General features: G+C 46.8%; 15 protein-coding genes. 11 read left to right on the plus strand and 4 right to left on the minus strand.

Annotated elements, in window-relative coordinates:
* Positions 1–69: 69 nt before the first annotated feature.
* The 3 genes from PR795_RS15510 to PR795_RS15520 are packed head-to-tail and all read right to left on the minus strand — an operon-like array spanning position 70 to position 4,467.
* Positions 70–258, minus strand: coding sequence for a hypothetical protein (locus tag PR795_RS15510; RefSeq protein WP_006658244.1), 189 nt, complete (start codon positions 256–258; stop codon positions 70–72).
* Entirely contained in the window at positions 255–3,359 is a 3,105-nt protein-coding gene (locus tag PR795_RS15515) for a MexW/MexI family multidrug efflux RND transporter permease subunit (protein ID WP_272516933.1), read from the minus strand. Before PR795_RS15515 ends, PR795_RS15510 begins: the two co-directional genes overlap by 4 nt.
* 10 nt (positions 3,360–3,369) lie before the next feature.
* The gene (locus PR795_RS15520) at positions 3,370–4,467 is read right to left on the minus strand and encodes an efflux RND transporter periplasmic adaptor subunit (RefSeq protein WP_181480541.1); all 1,098 of its coding nucleotides are present in this window, start codon (positions 4,465–4,467) and stop codon (positions 3,370–3,372) included.
* Between the two features lie 86 nt (positions 4,468–4,553).
* Between PR795_RS15520 and soxR the strand changes: the two genes are divergently transcribed.
* The 7 genes from soxR (at position 4,554) to PR795_RS15555 (ending at position 11,297) form a co-directional block, all read left to right on the plus strand.
* The gene (gene soxR, locus PR795_RS15525; protein WP_006658247.1) at positions 4,554–5,051 is read left to right on the plus strand and encodes a redox-sensitive transcriptional activator SoxR; all 498 of its coding nucleotides are present in this window, start codon (positions 4,554–4,556) and stop codon (positions 5,049–5,051) included.
* 237 nt (positions 5,052–5,288) lie between these two features.
* A complete protein-coding gene (locus PR795_RS15530; RefSeq protein WP_154601051.1) occupies positions 5,289–6,074 on the plus strand; it encodes an SDR family oxidoreductase in 786 nt (261 codons plus the stop codon).
* A 35-nt stretch (positions 6,075–6,109) separates the two neighbouring features.
* The gene (locus PR795_RS15535; RefSeq protein ID WP_006658250.1) at positions 6,110–7,357 is read left to right on the plus strand and encodes a styrene monooxygenase/indole monooxygenase family protein; all 1,248 of its coding nucleotides are present in this window, start codon (positions 6,110–6,112) and stop codon (positions 7,355–7,357) included.
* Between the two features lie 11 nt (positions 7,358–7,368).
* Positions 7,369–7,905, plus strand: coding sequence for a flavin reductase family protein (locus tag PR795_RS15540; RefSeq protein ID WP_006663343.1), 537 nt, complete (start codon positions 7,369–7,371; stop codon positions 7,903–7,905).
* A 14-nt stretch (positions 7,906–7,919) separates the two neighbouring features.
* A complete protein-coding gene (locus PR795_RS15545) occupies positions 7,920–8,702 on the plus strand; it encodes a cyclase family protein (protein WP_006663342.1) in 783 nt (260 codons plus the stop codon).
* Positions 8,703–8,705: 3 nt separating this feature from the next.
* The gene (locus PR795_RS15550; protein ID WP_181480542.1) at positions 8,706–10,319 is read left to right on the plus strand and encodes a phytoene desaturase family protein; all 1,614 of its coding nucleotides are present in this window, start codon (positions 8,706–8,708) and stop codon (positions 10,317–10,319) included.
* Positions 10,320–10,400: 81 nt separating this feature from the next.
* A complete protein-coding gene (locus PR795_RS15555; protein WP_006658254.1) occupies positions 10,401–11,297 on the plus strand; it encodes a SphA family protein in 897 nt (298 codons plus the stop codon).
* A gap of 156 nt (positions 11,298–11,453) precedes the next feature.
* On the opposite strand, the gene PR795_RS15560 is transcribed toward PR795_RS15555, so the two are convergent.
* Positions 11,454–12,461 carry an AraC family transcriptional regulator gene (locus PR795_RS15560; protein ID WP_006663339.1) on the minus strand — a complete coding sequence of 336 codons (1,008 nt, stop codon included), beginning with the start codon at positions 12,459–12,461 and terminating at the stop codon, positions 11,454–11,456.
* Between the two features lie 721 nt (positions 12,462–13,182).
* On the opposite strand from PR795_RS15560, the gene PR795_RS15565 reads away from it, so the two are divergent.
* From PR795_RS15565 to PR795_RS15580, 4 genes are read left to right on the plus strand one after another with little or no spacing between them, the layout of a single operon-like run.
* Entirely contained in the window at positions 13,183–15,381 is a 2,199-nt protein-coding gene (locus tag PR795_RS15565) for a thiamine pyrophosphate-dependent enzyme (protein WP_006663338.1), read from the plus strand.
* Between the two features lie 8 nt (positions 15,382–15,389).
* Positions 15,390–16,898 carry an indolepyruvate oxidoreductase subunit beta family protein gene (locus PR795_RS15570; RefSeq protein ID WP_272516934.1) on the plus strand — a complete coding sequence of 503 codons (1,509 nt, stop codon included), beginning with the start codon at positions 15,390–15,392 and terminating at the stop codon, positions 16,896–16,898.
* 10 nt (positions 16,899–16,908) lie between these two features.
* The gene (locus PR795_RS15575; protein ID WP_181480544.1) at positions 16,909–17,331 is read left to right on the plus strand and encodes an acyl-CoA thioesterase; all 423 of its coding nucleotides are present in this window, start codon (positions 16,909–16,911) and stop codon (positions 17,329–17,331) included.
* Positions 17,332–17,360: 29 nt separating this feature from the next.
* The gene (locus PR795_RS15580) at positions 17,361–19,676 is read left to right on the plus strand and encodes a bifunctional salicylyl-CoA 5-hydroxylase/oxidoreductase (protein WP_006658260.1); all 2,316 of its coding nucleotides are present in this window, start codon (positions 17,361–17,363) and stop codon (positions 19,674–19,676) included.
* Positions 19,677–19,680: the final 4 nt, after the last annotated feature.

A 19,680-nucleotide genomic window follows, 5' to 3' on the forward strand; every position in this document is an offset into this window, starting at 1 on the left:
TGATAGTCTGTTGAAGAAGAGCCGCAAAGCGAATGCATGCGGCTCTTTTTTATTATTTAAATCTAGAGGTTATTTACGCTGTGGATCTGTGACGTCCGAATGTGAGGTACTTAATGGATAAGGATGATAAATCATCATCATCGCGATGCTATTACTCATCGGGTTGGCAGAAAAATCAGTTGATTTATTGTCATGAGCTGCCCGTTTTTCCTTGCGTGTAGGCACCAGTGAAAGATGGTTTAACGATGAGTAATTCATGGCGCCGTCTCCTCAGAATGTTTAATTAGGCGGTTAGCTTCAGCAAGCTCATAACGTCTTGGGGTTAATGTCGTCGCATTGTGATTTCGAGCGAGTACGGAATAGATGGTCGGTAGCACAAACAGGGTAAATAGCGTGCCAACCAGCATGCCTGTGACAATCACTAAACCCAGACCAAATCGACTATTTGCACCTGCTCCTGTGGCAAACAGCAGAGGTACTAAACCAATAACCATCGCTGCCGTTGTCATTAAAATAGGGCGTAAACGAATTTGTGCAGCTTTTAAAATGGCGTGTCGCTTATCTAAGCCTTCATTGGCTTGGAGCTCGTTGGCAAACTCCACCATTAAGATCCCATGTTTACTGATCAACCCAATTAAGGTGACTAACCCAATTTGGGTATAAATATTGAGGGTGGCATAGCCGAGGGCGAGTGGGATCAAGGCGCCACAGATTGAAAGTGGAACAGTAATTAAGATAATCAAAGGATCGACAAGGCTTTCATACTGCGCGGCGAGCACTAAATAGATAATAATCAGCGCCGCCATAAAGGCAAAGGCGAGGGTGTTTCCTTCTTGTTTATATTGACGTGAATCAGATTGCCAATCATGGCTAAAACCGGCAGGTAGTTCGCTGGCCATCTCATCTAAATACGCTACCGCCTGCCCCAATGTTACTCCGGGAGCGGGGATAGCTTGAAAAATAGCGGCATTCTGTTGGTTGAATTGGGTCAGCTTATTTGGTTCAACTTGCGTAGAAATATCCACGACGGTTGACAGCGGGATCATGCTGCCATCCTCGGATTTCACATAATGGTGAGACAAAGCTTCAGGTGTGAGTCTTTGGCTACGTAAGCTCTGCGGGATCACGTCATAGGAGCGACCATCCATGCCAAAGCGGTTGATATAGTTCTCGCCGACGAGCAGTGTGAGAGATTCACCAATATCCTGCATGCGAATGCCAAGGCTATTGGCTTTTGAGCGGTTAATACGCACCTCAACGACAGGATTGTTGTAGTCGAGATCGCTATCTACCACCATAAACAGGCCGCTTTCACGAGCGCATTGTTTAATTTCTTCCATCGTACGATACAGTACCGGATAATCCTGCGGGCTTTTTAACACCATTTGGATTGGCAATCCGCCTGTTGAGCCGGGTAGTGCAGGTAATTGAAAAACAAAGATACTGTTACCCTCCACATCACCAACTCGTCCTTGTAAATCAGATTGAATGGCTGAAGCAGGGCGCTCACGCTGTTCCCAGCTAGTGAGGTTAGTTCCCCCAAAGCTGGCGGACGGGCCATCAGTACCGTTGATAATCCACGTACTTTCCGTTTCGGGAAGCGCCGTAAAGACATCATGTAACTTACGTGAGAATCGCTCCACATATTCAAGGTTGGCATGCTGTGGGGACTTAATCGCGGTTAATACACTCGATTGGTCTTCAACAGGGGCGAGCTCTCGCGGCGCGGCGTGATACAGCATTGGCAAGCTGACCACGACACCTAACGCTAAGATTCCTGTCATCCAACGATTTTTCAACGAGAAATTCAAAATGGCAGTGTAATAATGGGCAAGCGTTTCGAAGAAGGTTTCTGCCATTCTCGCCATACGTCCTTCATTCTGTTTTGAATTCAGCATAAATGAGCTCATTACAGGAGAAAGCGTTAATGCCACGATACCTGAAACAATCACGGCACCGGCTAAGGTGAGTGCGAATTCTTTAAATAGCGCACCAGTTAACCCTGACATCAAACCAATAGGCGCATAGACCGCTGCGAGTGTAATGGTCATGGCGATAACAGGACCTGCCACCTCACGGGCACCAATTAAGGCCGCGAGAACGGGGGATTTCCCCTCTTCAATATGCCGATGGACGTTTTCCACGACCACAATGGCATCGTCCACCACCAACCCAATCGCCAACACCATCGCTAGCAGGGTAAGCAGGTTAATACTAAAACCGAACGCCATCATTAATGCTGCGGCACCCAGCATGGACAGCGGAATTGCTAGGATAGGGATAATGACACTGCGAATAGACCCAAGACACAGGTAAATCACCGCAATAACGATTAGCAGGGCTTCAACTAAGGTACTGACCACTTGGTTGATAGAGGCCTTAATAAACCGTGACGTCTCGAAGGCCATTTCCACCTTCACATCTGGCGGCAGTGTTTTCGTGATATCAGGCATGAGTTTATTCATGCCATCCACAATGACTAGCGGGTTACCCGTTGGGGTGGCAAATAAACCTAAATAAATAGCGGGCTCGCCATTCATTAATCCGCTGGTTTCCGTGGAGGCGGCCCCAAGCTCAATGGTGCCCACATCTTTTAAGCGCACAAGCCCGTTGCCATCATTGCGGATCACTAAGTCTCGAAATTCATCCACATTGGTCAAATCGGTGTTCACATACACGTTGGAGATAACAAATTCTCCTTTGACCTTTCCGGGCGCCGCTTGGTAGTTATTTTGGCGTACGGCTTGCGCAACTTCAGCCGCAGAAATACCTCGACCGGCGAGTTTATCCGCGTCTAGCCATAGGCGCATTGCGAGCTGCTGCCCGCCAAATACTTGCACTTTTGCCACCCCATCAATCGCCGAATACATGGGTTCCACCACGCGGGAAAGATAATCTGTCAGAGCAGGGATAGCGAGTTCGGTACTGGAAAAACCAATATAAGCTACAGCGGTAGATTCCCCAGAAGAGAGTTCAATAACGGGGTCATAAGCTTCTTTGGGTAACTTATAACGAACTTGATTCACCTTTGCCATCACTTGGGTGAGCGCTTGAGTGGAATCGCGATTAAGCTCCATACGTACGGTAACGAGGCTACTGCCTTGAACGGATGATGATGATAAGTAATCGACCCCCTCTACGGAAGAGACGGCTTGTGCAATGGGCTGGGTAACAAATCCCTGCATGAGTTTTGCCGATGCACCGGGGTACTGAGTTGTAATGGTGATCGTCGAACTTTCTAGCTGTGGGTATTGGCGAATGGGTAACTTGCTCAGTGCGAAGAGCCCAATAAGTACAATCAAGGCACTCACCACTAAGGCTAAAACAGGGCGGCGAACAAACAAATCCGTGAATTTCATGATGCTGTCCTTATGAGCCTTGAGGCGTTTCAGATAATGTATCTTGTGCCACAGGAATAATCGCTGAGCCATTATTCAGGCGTAATTGCCCCGACCTCACGACTTGGTCACCTTCCATGAGCCCGTGCTCAATTTCGATATTGCCATCAAAACGCTGTCCTGTTTTTACAGAAACACGTTTAACGGTCATGGCATCAGCTGAACCTTCAGCGATAAACACCGTATCCCCATAAGCGGTATAAGTGACCGCAGTTTCAGGGACAGTCAGTACCGCATTATTGGCTTGGCGAACTACCGTGACATTAGCGTACATACCGGCTTTGAGTTTGCCATTGCTGTTATCCAATGTGGCTTGCAATGCAATCGTACGGGATTTACCTATCAGCGGATCAATGGCGGTTATCTTCGCGGGAAACGGTGTGTTTGGGTAAGCATCAACAGCAAGATCCACCACTTGCCCTTGATGCAATTCAGGGGAGGCTTGTTCATCTAATGAGAAATTTAGCTTCAAAGTTTGCGTATCCACCAGGCTAGCAATGGTTTCCCCAGGGCTAAGGTATTGACCCTCATGAACTTGCCGGATACCGATGATGCCATCAAAGGGGGCATGAATGGCTTTTTGTGCAATTAAGGCTTGGGTTTGTTGAATTAACCCTTGCGCCATATCTCGCTCAGCACGCGTACTATCTACTTGAGCTTCAGCCACCAAATGTTGAGCAGATAAAGTCCGCGTTCTCTCATATAAACGAGCTGCATTACGATATTGCGCTTGATAGCGAGCCAAATCGGCTCTTTCTACGGCATCATTGAGTTGGACTAGCAGTTGCCCTTTTTTCACTGGCTGTCCGGATTCAAAACCGATTTTAGTAATGCGTCCACTGGTCTCAGCAGCCACCAATACTTGGCTGCCGGCTTCTAATTCTCCCACGCCGTAGAAGGTTCGGGGGGCATTAGCGAGCGTCACCGGCGCCAAAGCGACTTTTATAGGAGAATACTGATAAGCCGCTTGTGGTTTATCGTTTGAATTGGCGTATGTCGAGTAAATCACTGTTCCCCCACCTGCGGTGATAAGTACAGTGCATAGCAAAGTTAGCGTTTTTTTATTCATTATCATTGGCATCTTAAATTGACAATTAAAGAGGCTGGCACTATAAAACCTTAAGTTAAGTTGAGGTCAATAGGGGGTGGGCAAAAATGGTGGGCAAAACCATGAAGACGATAAAAACGCGGGAAATTGCGGCGGAAAAGGGGGATTTTTCACGAGCACTTACCGTGGGAGAAGTGGCAAAGCGCGCGGGTGTACCCGTATCAACCGTGCATTTTTATGAAGCAAAAGGGTTAATTCAAAGCGCTCGAACCCAAGGAAACCAACGACGTTTTCCACCTGTCGTTTTACGCTATATTGCCATCATTAAAGTGGCTCAAAGCACAGGAATTCCGTTAAAAGAGATCCAAGATGCGCTAGGTAAATTTCCTGCCAATAGCACGTTGACTGCAGAAGAATGGAAGAGCATGTCCACAGAGTGGAAAAGTTCTTTAGACAGACGAATCAAGCAGTTAACTCGATTACGTAATGAATTAGACCATTGTATAGGTTGCGGTTGTTTATCACTGCGTGACTGCCCATTGCGCAACCCTGAAGATATTTTAGGGAATCAGGGTCCGGGTGCTCAAATTCTAGAACGCCCATAAATCACACTTTTCACTATCTGGATAGTCACTGCAAAATGTGGCTATTTATTCAATATAATCATTAAGTTATTAATCAAATAGCCGCGCTGTGCGGATAATCTTTGCGCATATAGGCTACAGCGTTTTGCCTTTTTTGCGTAATGATGCGTCATGTTAATTTTTTGTGAACGCATTATTTTGTGAACATATTCTTTTGTGAACCTATGGTGAGCGAATGAGAGCAAAGAGGGCACAGCGATGAAAGGTCTGAACAACAAAATTGCCATTGTGACAGGTGGTGCAACAAAAATCGGCGCAACGGTGGCGAAAATCTTATGTTCTTATGGGGTGAAAGTGACCATTTTTGATATTGATAAAACCAATGGAGAAAGTGTGGCGCAATCGGAGCCCAATATTGACTTTCTACCTATCGATATCACCGATGACCAACAACTAAAACACGGTATTGACCGTGTTGCGCAAAAGTACGGTCAACTCGATTTTTTGGTTAATCTGGCCGCAACCTATTTGGATGACGGTCAAGCGTCTTCTCGCCAAGATTGGCTCACGGCACTCAATATCAATGTCGTGAGTGCGGTGATGGCAGCGCAATTTGCCAAACCTTATTTAGCGAAAGCAGACAAAGGGGCAATTGTTAATTTTACCAGTATTTCCTCTTCGGTCGCGCAAACAGGTCGTTGGCTCTATCCCGCATCCAAAGCTGCCATACTTGAAGTCACGCGCAGTCAAGCAATGGACTATGCTCCCGACGGTATTCGCGTCAACTCTGTTTCCCCTGGTTGGACATGGTCACGGGTCATGGATGAACTGACTGGCGGCGATCGTCAAAAAACCGACCGCGTCGCTGCGGATTATCATCTTTTACAACGTGTTGGCGACCCAGAAGAAGTGGCTCAGGTCGTGGCATTCCTACTTTCTGATCTGGCGAGTTTTGTGACTGGCTCAGATTACTCGGTCGATGGTGGATACTCTGCCATGGGACCTGAACAGGCGAAACCCGCCATTCCCCGTCTTGCTGAATAAGACACCCTTATTTTAATTTTATCGAGGAATTCACTATGCGTCGTATCGCAATCGTAGGTGGTGGTCAGGCGGGTATGCCATTGGCATTAGGGCTGCTAGACAAAGGTTATGATGTGACGGTTGCCACCAACCGTACCCCAGATGATGTGAAAAATGGCAGAGTTATGTCTAGCCAATGTATGTTTGATATTTCGCTGCAATTTGAACGCGATCTTGGCATTAATTTCTGGGAAGACAAATGCCCACCCGTTGAAGGAATCGGCTTTACTGTGCCACACCCAGAAAAAGCGGGAGAGAAAGCTATTACTTGGCGTTCTCGCTTAGATAATTACGCTCAAGCGGTTGATCAGCGTATCAAAATGCCCTATTGGCTGGAGTTGTTTGCTGCTCGTGGCGGTAACTTACTGATTGAAGATGTGGGTGTCGCTGAACTTGAACGCTTAGCAGAAACTCATGATTTAGTGATCCTCGCAGGAGGAAAAGGCGAAATTGTGAAGCTGTTAGAACGCGATGCATCCCGCTCGCCGTATGACAAACCACAACGTGCATTAGCACTGACTTATGTTCACGGAATGCTACCAACCCCTGAATTTTCACAAGTTTCCTTCAACCTGATCCCAGGAGTGGGGGAGTACTTTGTGTTCCCATCGTTAACTAACAGCGGTGATTGCCACATTATGGTATTTGAAGGTGTACCTGGTGGACCGATGGACCAATGGGGAGAAGCCCGCACGCCGCAAGAGCATCTGGCTTATAGCAAAAAAATCATCGATACCTACTTACCTTGGGAAGCTGAACGCTGCCGTCATATCGAGTTGACCGATGAAAATGGCATTCTGGCTGGGCGCTTTGCTCCAACGGTCCGTAAACCCGTACTCACCCTGCCGTCAGGGAAAATTGTCTTTGGTTTAGGTGATGCATTAGTCACGAATGACCCACTGACCGGGCAAGGTTCTAACAATGCCACAAAAGCCAGCAAAGTTTACTATGACGCTATTTTAGCGCGTGGTGATAAGCCATATACCGCTGAGTGGATGAATGACACTTTTGAACAGTTTTGGAAATATGGTCGCCATGTCGTGGAATGGACTAACGCCTTGTTAGCGCCACCAGAGCCACATGTCCTGAATGTATTAGGCGCTGCTCAGCAGTTGCCAACCCTTGCTCATACTGTCGCGAATGCTTTTAACTACCCACCGGTACTTGCTCCGTGGTGGCACGATGCCCATGCCTGCGATACGTATATTCAATCGTTGATGCAAGAAGAAGTTCGCGCTTCGTAGGAGAGATCAGTATGTCGATGATTGCAGAGGACACACTTATGTGCGAGAGCGAATGGGGTCATACCGAGTTTGAATCGAAAACCTTACGCAATTTACTAGGCTGCTACCCCACAGGGGTCGCAGTTGTCACCACGCGAACGCCTGATGGACGTGATGTTGGTCTGACGATCAACTCATTTGCATCACTCTCATTGGATCCTCCTTTAGTGTTGTGGAGCCTAGTGAATCATTCCCCTAATCTTGCGGTGTTTCGTGATTGTCAGCATTTCACGATCAACATCTTGGGAAAAGATCACCAAGAGCTAGCTATGCGTTTTGCCAATCCGCGTGTTGAAAACAAGTTTGAAGATGTAGCGGTACATATGACACCTGAAGGGATCCCTGCCTTACATGGGGCGATCGTGACGTTGGTGTGTGAAAACCACAAACAAGATCATATTGGGGATCATTTACTGATGGTGGGGCATGTGCGTCGCATTGGTAGCGAAACCGGTAAGCCGTTAGTTTTCCACAGTGGCACATTTACTGCCTTACATGAAGCGCAATAGGCGCAGGAGATAGTATGGAACAGCAAACTTTGATGTCATTCGCCAGCGAGTTACAAAAAGGCAATATTCAGATTATCGACCTGACGCAAACCTTATCGCCTTCATTTCCTGCACTACAGCTACCCGCAGAATTTGGGCAAGTCTGGTCATTTAAAATGGAACAAATCTCCCGTTATGATGAAAATGGTCCCGCGTGGTATTGGAACAATTTTAGCTGTGGTGAACACACCGGAACCCACTTTGATGCACCTATCCATTGGATAAGTGGTAAAGATCAGCCGAAAAATACTGTTGATACTATCCCACTTCACCACTTTATTGCCCCTGCGGTGGTGGTTGATGCCAGCAAAGAAGTAGCGAAAAACCCAGATTGGATCTTAACCGTGGATTTCCTACAAAAGTGGGAAGAAAAATACGGCAAAATCCCAAAAGCAGCGTGGGTCTTACTGCGTACAGATTGGTCAAAAAAATCGGATAACCCAGAAGCGTATGTGAATATGCGAGAAGATGGCGCTCATACCCCTGGTCCCTCTCAGGAAGCCGTAGAATGGCTTATTCATCAACGTGATGTGAAAGGATTTGGGGTTGAAACTATCAATACCGATGCTGGGCAATCTTATAGCTGGCCAGTGCCCTATCCCTGCCATACCTTAATGCATGGCAATAATAAGTATGGTCTGCAATGCTTAAAAAACCTCGATCAATTACCCGCAACTGGCGTGGTCATTGTGGCGGCACCACTGAAAATTGAGGGTGGTTCAGGTAGCCCACTGCGTGTGCTTGCGCTGGTGGGGTGAGGTATGGCGACCTTATCAAATCCTCAAGTGATTGTGGTCGGCAGTGGGATGAACTCACTGATGTGCGCGGCGTTATTGGCGGTGCGCGGAAAATCCGTATTGGTATTAGAACGCAACGACCGCCTTGGTGGTTGTATTCGTACTGAAGCGCTATTTGACGGATACACTCACGACCTACTTTCTTGCTGGTATTCCCTGTTTGTGGGCAGTCCCGGTTATCAAGAACTCGCTCCTTTACTGCAACAGCATGGCTTGGAATTTGCTCAGTGCGATTATTCCACTGGTTTGGTGCAACCCGATGGTAAATCGGTGGCATTAAAACGAGATATTGGTGCTGCCGCCAAACAGCTGGATGAAATCGCACCCGGTGATGGCTTTGCATTTCGCCAAATGGCAGAAAAATTGTTCAGTGAAGATGCCGCTCTGACCTTTGGTTTGTTGGGGCAGAACCCCTACAGCGGCGGCATGTTCAAACTGCTGTTTTCGGAATGGCGTAAACGTGGCGTTGACGGTCTACTGGATTTTGCCAAGTCTGGCGTGGAGAGTTTTCGGCGCTGGTCTGAGCGGGAATTGCAGCATGACTTTAGCCGAGCACTGATGGCACCGTGGGTGCTGCATACAGGGCTAGGGCCTGATGAAGCCAGCTCAGCGCTGATAGGAAAGCTGACTTTTGCGGCGGTAGTGGCGGGGGGAATGCCGGTCGTGAAAGGGGGAAGTTATCGGATTGTTGAAGCATTTACCAAAGTCATTGAGCAACATGGCGGTGAGCTGCGTACCCATGCTCATGTGGAAAAAATCATCACGAAAGGCAGTGGTAAAGCGAGCCGTGTGATAGGTGTTCGGGTCGATGGGCAGTTTATCCCCGCGAGTGAAAGTGTGGTGTGTAATGTGACACCAACTCAGCTGTATGGCAGCCTACTTGATGAGGTTTCCCCTCAAGTGAAGCAACATGCTAAGGGATACCGTTATGGTCGCGGGGGCATGCAAATTCACTTTGCGCTCAGTGCGCCGCCACCGTGGTGTAATCCAGAGTTACGCCATGTGCCATTGGTGCATTTTACAGAAAGTATGGAGCAAGTGTGTTTGTCTGTCACGCAGGCGAATAACGGATATTTACCAGATAGACCCACCTTTGGTATTGGTCAGCCAACAGCGTTAGATCCAAGTCGAGCACCTGATGGTGGCTGGATCTTATGGATCCAAATGCAGGAATTACCTCGCCATTTGAAAGGGGACGCGGCGGGCGAAATCACGGTACCTGAAGATGGTTGCTGGAATGAAACGGTGCGTGAAGCTGTAGCCGATCGTATTCAACAGCGTTTGGAAATGGTGATGCCAGGAGTGACTAACCTGATCATTGGTCGTAAAGCAATTTCTCCGGCAGATCTGGAAAACTACAACTGCAATTTGGTGGGGGGAGATCCTTATTCAGGAACTTGTTCTCCAGATCAATTCTTTTGGCTACGACCGTTTGCCGCTTCAGGAAAAACTAAGGCACATCAAACGGCAGTCAAAAATCTGTTCCACATTGGGGCATCAACACATCCGGGTCCTGGTCTTGGCGGGGGCTCTGGGTATTTAGTTGCTGAGCAATTAGCAGCGAAGAAAAAGCGGTAATGGGCTTTACCAAATCGTAGGCAAGATAAACACAGCAAATATAAAAATCACCACCATAAAAACAACTATAGCGGCAGGTAAATGATGAATAAAGAAATGGTCAATAAGCTAATCGTCGGTTCATGCTTGGGGGCATTGTCGTTCGGTGCCGTTGCAACCGAGGGGGGTGGTCTTGGGATCTACCCTGATGGGCTCGAAAACTTTATGTCTGGCGCATTGCCACCGCAAGGTGTGCATGTGTTGGTATATGGCGGTAATGCGCATTATGACAGTGTTCGTGATGATAAAGGCGATAAAATTCCTATTCCTGGCTTTAGTGTCAATGTGAATGTGCTCGCACCGCGTTTTATCTGGGTTACCGATCAAAAAGTGTTCGGTGGTGATTTGGCATTCCATACCATTCTTCCACTGCTTGATGTGACTGCAAAAGCGGCGGGGAATAAGGAAACTAGCCGTGGATTGGGGGATATCACTTTTGGTCCCGCATTAGGCTTCCATCCTTCAGCAGATTTACATTATGTGCTGGGCTTGGATGCTTATGCCCCAACCGGAAAATACAGTAAAACTGACCCCTCAAGCTTAGGGAAGAATTACTGGGTATTACAGCCAGTTTGGGCAATCAGCTATATTCCCCCAGTGGGCGTTAATGCGGATTTAAAAATGATGTATGACTTTAACTTCCGCAATAATGATACGGACACGCGTTCAGGTCAGGCATTCCACGCCGATTATGCGGTCGGTTGGGGCTTTGGCAATGGTTGGGTTGCGGGTATTGGTGGATATGGGTTTATGCAAACCACGAATGACAGCGGTCCAAACTCCGCACAAGGTAAGGCTCAAGCTTTCGCAGTAGGTCCGTCAATCCGCTATGCTAACCCACAAGGCTGGTTATTTACGGCAAAATGGGAGAAAGATTTCTCGGTGAAAAATCGCCCTGAAGGTTCCCAAATTTATCTCAAAGCGTCCATTCCGTTTTAATCCTGCCTTATTAATATTGGCAGCCGAAAGGCTGCTGATATCCCTATTGACGACTCATTTCCAAGTGATGGTTGAGAGCATTATCGATGAAAAAAATAACCGCATGGCTTTTTCGCTATACGGTCATTTTAATCAAGGACTGCTTTAAGTTACGCGTTACGCTTTTTTCATACTTTGGCTTGGGCTTTCACCATAGCGTTGTTTATATTCGGCGCTAAAACGTCCCATATGAGCAAATCCCCAACGTAAGGCGACACCCGTGACGCTGGTGGCTTCCCCTGACATCAATTCAGCTCGCACGCGTTCCATACGTAAATCACGTAAATACTGCATCGGGCTAATGTCCAAAAACTCTTTAAAACCGGCATATAGGCTGCGTAAACTGACTCCGGCAATGTGAGCCAGTTGTTCTACCGTAATGGGTTCGTGGGCGTGTGCTTCAAGATACTCTTGAACGCGGCGCACATGGCGCGGACGAATAGTGGCACGGCGCATACCGGAATCTTCCAAATAATTATGCTGGTGTGTGGATAAGAGTGTGACAGAAACCAATTGTTCTACTTGAGTGGTAATAAGCTTATGTTGCAGCAAATCTGGCGTACGTGTTGCGCATTCAATCAGATAGTTCATCAACGTACGCCATGCAATACATGATTGCCAAGCAAACCCTAATTCAAAAACTAATGGTTTATCTAAAGTGTGTCCAAGCTGCCCGACCAAAGTACGTTCTAATAAAGAACGGGAGATGCGTAGCATAAATTGGTCATTATCACTGTTCCAACGCATCACCGTAGACTCTTCAGGACTCAATAATGAGGCCATCAGTGGTGTCGATTCTACGGTTTTTCCGCCACTTTCAATGATGGCACTGCCTGATAGCGGCATCTGCACCAGAAAAAAATCTTCGAGTTGTCCTGGCGTGATAGCCACATCAGCACCATAACGTAGCCGACTAAGGGAAATGTCGCCCATTGGGATGTAATGCATGCGAGCATCAAGGCGCTGATGTTGATTAAGTAATTGAAATTGATGAGGTTTCATGACGCGCCCCACCATGGATTTGATCTCTTCAGGATCGGCTGAACTGAACAACAATCGTTCAGAAGAACAGAGTTGATTCTCTATTTGAGGTGCAGGTGCGTAAGGCCATGAGTTGCTCAACATAAGGAGGTGCCTCCAAAGTAAACACTGTAACCCTGATTGGCTTCCTAGCAGATAGAAGTCACTGGCTAGTGGGTCCTTTGAGGGTCTTTATTGGGATATTTAGATATCTTATTGTTATTTTTTGACGACTCTCGACCCATTACAGGAATCGATTTTGTTAACATTATATTAAACAATTTTTAACCAATTGTGCTTCAAACATAGCATAAAGGAATTTGCTTACCTAGCCAAATTTGTGCAAAAACTATCCAAATACTGCAAAAAAGTGCAAAGAATGTGCTGATTGTGATTTCGGTAACAAACTAAAAAATAAAGTTATTTTTATTAATTCTTAGTTTTAAATATATGATTATTCATATAGTTATTTATATTTTGCTGCCTACCAGTTAATCAAAAAGTTATCTATATTGCCATGTTGCTTTTAATTAGATGAATACTCTAATTCCTTTCTATGAGTAAGGGTTAATTGGAGTTAATGATTGATTAGTGAAAGTAATTAGCCAATAGTTTACTAGACTGAAATATTTACCTTTGAGCCTATTTATCAGCATTTTTTCATTGTTTTACAATGATTTTGTCCGCTCTATGCACCTCTTATCCACTCTCTGCAAGAATCTAATATGCATGATTAATCATGGATTGACCGTTTATTAACAAATGAGATACAAGAAGGAAACACAAAAAAGATAATAACGTGCCGACGTTGACTGGTGAGGTTAAAATGGCTGAGCGTTCGTTTGTCCAAGAAGTTCAAAAATTACGGCAGGGTGAAGGTGAAGTTTTCAGCGGTGAAGGGATCCTTGCGGTAACAAAAGCATTACTGGAATCGGGAGTTTCTTATGTCGCAGGCTATCAAGGTGCACCGATTTCCCACCTGATGGATGTACTGGCGGATGCACAGGATATTTTATCGGAATATGGTATCCGTTTTGAAAACAGTGCCAGCGAAGCAACCGCAGCCGCAACGCTTGCGGCATCGGTGAACTACCCTTTACGCGGTGCCGTGACATTTAAAGCGACAGTGGGAACCAACGTGGCGTCTGATGCATTAGCCAATTTAGCCTCTGGTGGTGTATTGGGTGGGGCGTTGATCATTGTGGGTGAGGATTACGGCGAAGGCTCTTCAATTATGCAAGAGCGTAGCCACGCCTTTGCGATGAAATCCCAAATGTGGCTACTTGACCCACGTCCTAACTTGCCTTCCATTGTACAGGCAGTCAAAGATGGTTTTGATCTCTCCGAAGCTAGTAATACGCCAGTTATGCTGCAAATGCGTATTCGTTCTTGCCATGTTCATGGACAATTTACCTGTTCAGATAACCAACATCCGAAATTCACGGTAAAAGACGCATTAGAGAACCCAACCCGTGATGTCAGCCGTATCGTTTTACCGCCGGCAAGTTTTTTACATGAAAAAGAAAAAATAGAAGCGCGTTGGCCCGCGGCTATCAAATTTATTCAACAGCGTGAACTGAATGAATTTTTTGCGGAAGATTCAGAGGATGTGGGAATTGCTTTACAGGGCGGTTGCTACAACACCTTGATTCGTGCATTAAACCAAATTGGCTTAGCCGATGTCTTCGGTAATAGCAAAATTCCACTGTATGTCATGAATGTGGCATACCCCTTAATTGATGATGAATTTGAACGTTTTTGTCGCAACAAAAAAGCGATTTTGGTATTGGAAGAAGGGCAGCCGAACTTCGTTGAGCAAAATGTGGCGAATATTTTACGCCAACGCAATATTGAGATAGCACTTCACGGTAAAGACATGTTGCCGATGGCAGGTGAATACAATACGGCAACTGTATTGGCAGGACTGCGTTCATTCTTCGAACGTTACGGCAAAATCGAACCTCAAGTGAAAGCGGCTGCTAAGCAGATCCGCATCCCAGCCATTAATGTCACGGCAGTGAAAGCGGATGATGACTTGCCGGATTACGTTAATGCGGCAGAGCCTACCCTAAATGACACTGTACATGCGCGCCCGCCAGGATTTTGTACCGGCTGTCCAGAACGCCCAATTTTTACTGCAATGAAGTTGGTTGAGCGTGAGTTGGGTGAGCACCATGTGAGTGCCGATATTGGCTGTCATTTATTCTCGATTTTACCGCCATTTAATCTTGGCAATACCACCATGGGTTACGGGCTTGGTGGTGCGGGTGCTGCGGCGTTGAACGCGAAAGCCAGTAAGCGCGCTATTTCGGTAATGGGAGATGGTGGTTTTTGGCATAACGGCTTAACGAGTGGAATTGCCAATAGCGTGTTTAACCGCAGTGATAATCTCACTATCGTAGTTGATAACAGCTATACCTCGGCAACGGGTGGACAAGATATTTTATCGTCAACCGCTTTGAATCCAACACGTAGCACTGGCCATGAGATTGAAAAAGCCGTTAAAGGTGTTGGGGTGAACTGGGTGAAAACCATCACCCGTACCTATGACCTAAAAGCCATGACAAATACATTACGTGAAGCTCTGACGACGACAGAAAGTGGTCCTAAAGTATTGATTGCCCAAAGCGAATGTATGTTGAACAAACAGCGTCGTGAAAAGAAAAAAGTTCGTGAAGACGTTTCAGCAGGCAAGCGAGTTATCCGTGAGCGTTTTGGTGTTGATTCAGACACTTGCACAGGAGACCACTCCTGTATTCGTTTATCGGGTTGTCCATCGTTATCAATCAAACCTAACCCAGATCCTTTACGGACAGACCCAGTTGCGACAGTGATGGATAGTTGCGTAGGCTGTGGGCTGTGCGGTGAAGTCTCCCATGCCGCCGTGCTGTGTCCTTCCTTCTTTAAAGCACAAATTATCACTAATCCAAATGGTTGGGACAAATTGCGCCACCGTGTTCGCGGCTGGTTTATTGGCTTTTTGCAGCGTCGTGATGCACGCCGCCGTGAACAACTGAGTTTTTAGGGGGGCATATGACACAACCTTTAATGACCTTACAGCCTATCAAAATAGCCATCCTTGCAATGGGTGGGGAAGGCGGCGGCGTTCTCGCCGATTGGATTGTTAATCTTGGCGAAGAGAATGGGTATTTTGCGCAAACCACGTCAGTACCGGGTGTGGCTCAGCGGACGGGGGCAACAATTTATTATGTTGAATTATTCCCTGGGGCTGACAACCCAGACACCCCTTCACCAGTATTAGCCCTAATGCCAATGCCGGGAGATGTGGATGTGGTTTTAGCTTCCGAGCTAATGGAGGCAGGACGTGCCGTACAGCGTGGTTTTGTGACTTCGGAACGTACTACGTTGATAAGCTCGACTCATCGGGTGTATTCGATTGCAGAAAAGTCGGCTATGGGGGATGGGCGCGTAGATAGCCAAGCGTTGATTCGTCATGCAGGACAAGCTGCCCGTCAATTTATTCATTTTGATATGGCACAAGCTGCGCAAGAGAGTGGCAGTGTCATCAGTGCCGTTCTGTTTGGTGCGTTGTTTGGTTCGGGGGTTTTGCCATTTAGCCGTGAACAGTTTGAAGAAACCATTGTTCGTGGTGGTGTTGGGGTGAAACCCAGTTTGCGTGCGTTTACGTTGGGTGCTGAAAAAGCGGCGCAACCAGAAGAAACGTATCAAGCGGAAGCTTCGCAATTGATTGAAAAAACACCAAAAAATAAACATGTTGCCGTTCTCCTTGCGCGTGTTGAGAGCCAATTCCCTGACCATGTTCATTACCTTGCCATTGAAGGCGTTCGTCGCTTGATTGATTACCAAGATCCTGCTTATGCAGAGTCGTACCTCAATCAACTTCAAGCGTTATTTGCGCAAAAAGGCGGCGATGATCCGCGCTTACAACGTGCTTTAGTTCGCCATTTAGCACTGTGGATGTCTTATGAGGACACCATCCGTGTGGCTGACTTAAAAATTCGTGATAGCCGTTTTGCGCGAGTCCGTAGTGAAGTCCAAGCAAAAGATAACCAATTGCTCGATATCAATGAATTTATGCATCCAAGAATTGAAGAGATTTGCGAAACGCTTCCCAAAAGTTTAGGAAACTGGCTAATGAAACCACATTGGATTCACAAAGCCGTTCGCAAATTAACGCAAAAGGGACGCACGATCACTACCAGTTCGCTTTGGGGCTTTTTACAGTTATATGCACTCGCCGCGTGGCGAAGAGGGCGGCGCTCAACATTGCGTTATCAACTTGAAAATAACCGTATTGAAAAATGGTTAGATGCGGTGACGCAAGCGGCGAAAAGCAACCCTGCGCTAGCCACTGAGATTGCGCAATGCCAGAGAGTGGTGAAGGGATATAGCGATACTCATGCCCGTGGTTTGCGCAATTTCCAAATATTGATGGAAATCGTTGAGCGTCATGGTAGCCAGTTAGCCCCCATTAATTTACGTGAACTGCGTGAAGCGGCTTTGGCAGATGAACACGGTAATGAATTGAAAAAATGCCGTCAGCGTTTGGCGATGGAATAAGGACCGCATCATGAGTTTACTGACCTTTTCTCGACACCATCGGATCCACTTTTCAGAGTGCGATCCCGCAGGAATTGTATTTTATCCGCAATATTTTGTGATGTTTAACAATCTCATTGAACGTTGGTTTGATGAGTTGATTCCTGAAGGATTCGCAGGGTACATCCTTGAGCAACGCTTTGGTTTACCCTCGGTGCATTTAGAAGCAGATTTCAAAGCAATTAGTCGGATGGGGGATGATGTTCAGCTTGAGCTGCACGTTAATCGCATTGGCGGTAAGTCTCTGACTTTACACCAACGTTGCATCAGTCTTGATGGCGAGTTGCGCATGGAAGTGACACAAACTTATGTCACGACATCACTTATCACGCATCAGGCAATTCCTATCCCTGAAGCACTGTATAGCGCCTTAACCCAGCAGCAACCGGTGTAATGGCACAACGTAATTAAAGGAGAAATTCCATGAATATCGTTTGTATCGGCGGCGGTCCCGCAGGGCTTTATTTCGGGTTGCTGATGAAACTGCAAAATCCACAAAATCGGGTGGTGGTGGTTGAACGTAACCGTCCTTATGACACCTTTGGCTGGGGTGTCGTATTTTCTGATGCCACATTAAGTAATTTGCGCAAAGCTGACCCTGTATCCGCAGAGACCATCAGCGCCGAATTTAGCCATTGGGATGATATCGACATTCATTTCAAAGGTAGCTGTAACCGTAGCGGCGGTCATGGTTTCATCGGTATAGGACGTAAGAAATTACTGAATATTTTGCAAGATCGTTGCCTTGAAGTCGGTGTCGAATTGGTTTTTGAAACTCAAGTTGTCGATGATCAGGAAATCGCACGCCAATATGATGCAGATCTGGTGATTGCATCTGATGGGATCAACAGCGCAGTCCGTACTCGCTATGAAAACGTCTTTAAACCGGATATCGATCAACGTCGTTGCCGCTTTGTTTGGTTAGGCACGAAAAAGATTTTCGACGCATTTACCTTCATATTTGCTGAAAATGAGCACGGTTGGTTCCAAGTTCATGCGTATCAATTCCAAGAAGGCTTATCTACATTTATTGTTGAAACGACGGAAGAGACATGGCTTAAAGCAGGCATCGACCAAATGTCTCAAGAAGATGGAATAGCTTACTGTGAAAAACTGTTTGCGCCATGGTTAGATGGTGAAAAGTTGATTGCGAATGCTGCTCACTTACGCGGTGCGGCGATTTGGATCCGCTTCCCGAGAGTTATTTGTGATAACTGGGTACATTGGACACATCCAACAAGCGGTAAAGATGTTCCCGTGGTTCTGATGGGTGATGCAGCGCACACCGCGCATTTTTCTATTGGGTCGGGCACCAAGCTGGCTTTGGAAGATGCCATCGAATTATGTGAAAGCTTGAAAGCCACCCAAGGTGATTTGCGCAAAGGATTAGAGCACTATCAAAAAGTACGTAGTGTTGAAGTGCTGAAAATCCAAAATGCAGCACGTAACTCGACCGAGTGGTTTGAGAATGTTCAACGTTACGAAAATCTCGACCCTGAACAGTTTGCTTACTCTCTATTAACCCGTTCTCAGCGCATTTCCCATGAAAATTTGCGTGTGCGTGATGATCACTGGTTAACCCACTATGAAAATTGGTTTGCAGAGAAATCAGGTTTACCAAGCCATCTCGCTAGTCAGAAAATTGCCCCGATGTTGACGCCATTTCGTTTGCGTAATGTCGAGTTGAAGAACCGTGTTATTGCTTCTCCAACACTGTTGTATTGCGCAACAGATGGGCTGGTAGGTGACTTTCACCTCGTGCATATCGGTAGCCGTGCGTTAGGTGGTGCCAGCTTAATTATGACGGAAATGACCGCCATTTCTCCAGAAGCGCGAGTGACGACGGGCTGCCCAGGTATTTGGAATGATGCGCAAGTGGCGGCATGGAAAAATGTGACGCAATTTGTACACCAGAAAACAGATGCGAAAATTGGGATGCAATTGGGGCATGCTGGACGTCGAGGCTCTACGCAGCGCGGTTGGGAACAAGAAAACCATCCATTGAAACAAGGCAACTGGCCGTTAGTTTCAGCTTCCCCATTACCTTATTTACCGTCTCTATCACAGACACCATCTGCGCTGACCGAAGCTCAGATGGCAAGCATTATTGACCAATTTGTGGCGGCAACAAAACGTGCAGATCAAGCGGGTTTTGACTGGCTAGAACTGCAAGCTGGGCATGGTTATCTGTTATCGAGCTTTATCTCTCCACTGACTAACCAGCGCACTGATACATTTGGTGGGTCATTAGAAAACCGTCTACGTTTCCCGCTAGCAGTGGTTAGCGCGGTGAGGAAAGTGTGGCCTGAAGACAAACCGCTCTCGGTGCGAATATCTGCGACAGATTGGGTGGAAGGCGGAACGACAGTTGATGAAGCAGTGCTGATTGGACAGGCTCTGCATCAAGCTGGAGCCGATATTATCGATTGCTCATCCGGTGAGGTTTCCCCTCTTCAGCAGCCTGTTTATGGGCGTATGTATCAAACGCCAATGGCGGATCGAATTCGTAATGAAGGATCGGTTCCGGTGATTGCCGTTGGGGCAATCACCGATGCAGATCAAGTTAATAGCATTATCGCATCAGGGCGAGCCGATCTCTGTGCATTATCTCGCCCGCTGCTTTCTGATCCTGCGTGGTTATTACATGAATGTGCGCGCTTTGGATGGAACAGCGTAACTTGGCCAGCACCTTATGAATATGGTCGCCAACAATTAGTCCAACAATCGAAAAACCGCTAATGGC

Origin of the sequence: Providencia sp. PROV209 (assembly GCF_028479485.1) — a bacterium.
GTDB classification, from domain to species: Bacteria; Pseudomonadota; Gammaproteobacteria; order Enterobacterales; family Enterobacteriaceae; genus Providencia; species Providencia alcalifaciens.